At 55.2% G+C, this 2,218-nt stretch carries 2 protein-coding genes; both read right to left on the reverse strand.

Going from position 1 to position 2,218, the window contains the following annotated elements; all coding sequences use genetic code 11:
* Positions 1 to 200 (reverse strand): hypothetical protein (locus QUA45_RS09030; RefSeq protein WP_333099193.1); only part of this gene is annotated, 200 nt, incomplete at its 3' end.
* A 34-nt stretch (positions 201 to 234) separates the two neighbouring features.
* A partial coding sequence (locus tag QUA45_RS09035) for an Ig-like domain-containing protein (RefSeq protein ID WP_333220354.1) occupies positions 235 to 2,218 on the reverse strand: 1,984 nt, incomplete at its 5' end.

Here is a 2,218-nt window from a genome sequence, read left to right on the forward strand (position 1 = left end):
CCCGTCATCGTTGTCGAAGTCCCGGTTCCCGTCATCGTTGTCGAAGTCCCGGTTCCCGTCATCGTTGTCGAAGTCCCCGTCATCATCGGCTCCGTTCCCGACGACGGCGTAGGCTGCGGCACCGTGCCGCTATCCAAACTATCGCCGTTCTCATCGGGTAGCCGCCCTTCGAGAAAAATTAGTGGTACTGCACTTGCCATTGTTCCGACTCCTTGCGACGCTACTCAAACACTACTAAATAAACTTAAAGTCAGAGGCAGTAATGACGGTGCTGAGCGCTCCCGGCACTGTAGGAATAGAATTCAAAACTCCCAAATCAAAAGCTGGGAGACTGTCATCTGCCACATTGGGGTCAAAGCCGAGAACGTACTTGTTAAAAGTATTGTTCAGGTACACGAAGAAAGCTCCCGCTTTGCTAGAACCGTTTTGATTCTTCAACACTGCATTTACTGCTTGAGCGTTGTCAAATTTAGATTCAAACAAAATGACTGATTGCTTGCTAATGTTGTCGCCGCTAGACCCGATATTCCTGACGATAAAACTGGTGAAATCGAGAGTAGTTCCTGAGTTGGTTAAACCTGCGAAATTTGACGACCTGAACAAAAATCTGTCGGTCTCGCTGCCGTTAGCGTTAAAGTCAGCAATCACGTCCACGCCTTCGCTGGGAGTTTCGTAGTAGAAGAAATCATTACCAGCATCGCCCGTGAGCAAATCAGAACCGTTGCCACCGCCCAAAATGTCATTGCCTGCACCGCCGGAAAGCGAGTCGTTGTCATCGCCGCCCAACACCAAGTCATTGCCGAAGGCGCCGCTCAGACAGTCGCTGCCGGCACCGCCGTCGAGAGTGTCGTCGCCCGCTTGGCCGTCGAGGGAGTCGGTGCCGGCCTCGCCCAACACGTAGTCATTGCCCGAACCTCCGAGTCCCGTGTCGTTGCCTCCTCCACCCAACATCGTGTCATCGTTGTCGCCGCCCAAGATGGAATCGTTATTGAGACCGCCGTCGAGCAAGTTTCTGCCGAGTCCACCGTCTAGGATGTCGTCGCCTGCACCGCCGTCGAGGGAGTCGTCGCCAATGCCACCAAGTAAGGTGTCAATCCCGGTGCCACCAAGTATCGAGTCGTCGCCGGATTCTCCCAGCATCGAGTCGTTGCCTGTTCCGCCGTCAATGGTGTCGTTGTTGTCACCGCCCAGGAGGTTGTCATTGTCATTGCCGCCGAACATCAGGTCGTTGCCCAGTCCGCCGATCAGCGAGTCTATGCCGTCTTGGCCATCAACAGTATCGTTGCCCAGTCCGCCGTCAAGGGTGTCGTTGCCGATCGCACCCACCACCGAGTCATTGCCTGCTTCACCGAATTCGAGGTCGTTGCCGCCACTGCCGTCGATGATGTCGTTGCCGTCGCCCCCAGAGAGGGTATCGTCACCGGCCCCGCCGAGGATGAAGTCGCTGAGGTTGCTGCCTGTAAAGCTGCTTGCCGGGAGTGCGCTGCGATCGACAATATTATCTACCACCGTGATGCTGAAGGATGCCGGCCCGATAGTTGCAGATCCGTCGGAGGCTGTAAACGTGAAACTGTCGCTGCCCCCTCCTGCCAGCAAGTTGTATTTGACGATGTTGTTGTTGATATCGTCTTGGCTGAATTTGCCGCCGACGTTGAGAAAGGTGGTGCCCCTTTGGACAAAACCTCTGGTAGCGTCGGGGGCTTTGGTAATCGTGTAAACGATTTCCGACGGCGTGTTATCCGGATCTGTGACTAACAAATCGGCCGCAGTGATTGTCTGGGTAGGATTACTTTTGGCAACCACCACACCGTCGTTAATTATTAGCTGCGGCGGGCTACTGACGTTGATGGTTACTACCGCCTTACTTGTGCCGCCGCTACCGTCTGAGATCGAGTAGCTAAAGCTGTCTGTACCCGAGAAGCCCGGATTCGGGGTGTATTTGAATACGCCGCCGCCCACGGGAACCAGACTCCCTTTGCTTGCTGGAGCAAAAGTCGTGACAGTCAGAGCGCTTTGTTCCTGGTCAGTGTCGTTCAACAGAACGTTGAAACTGAGTTCTTGACCCGCAACCGTGGTGAAGTTGTCGTTAACTGCTCTTGGAGGTTGGTTAAAGATGGGCGTCGGACTGGTTGTCGGCGTCGGACTGGTTGTCGGCGTCGGACTGGTTGTCGGTGTCGGGAACGTCGGTGTGGGGAACGTCGGCACCGGCTCGTCTGGC

It is taken from the genome of Microcoleus sp. Pol12A5, assembly GCF_036701435.1.
In the GTDB taxonomy this organism is placed as follows: Bacteria; Cyanobacteriota; Cyanobacteriia; order Cyanobacteriales; family Microcoleaceae; genus Microcoleus.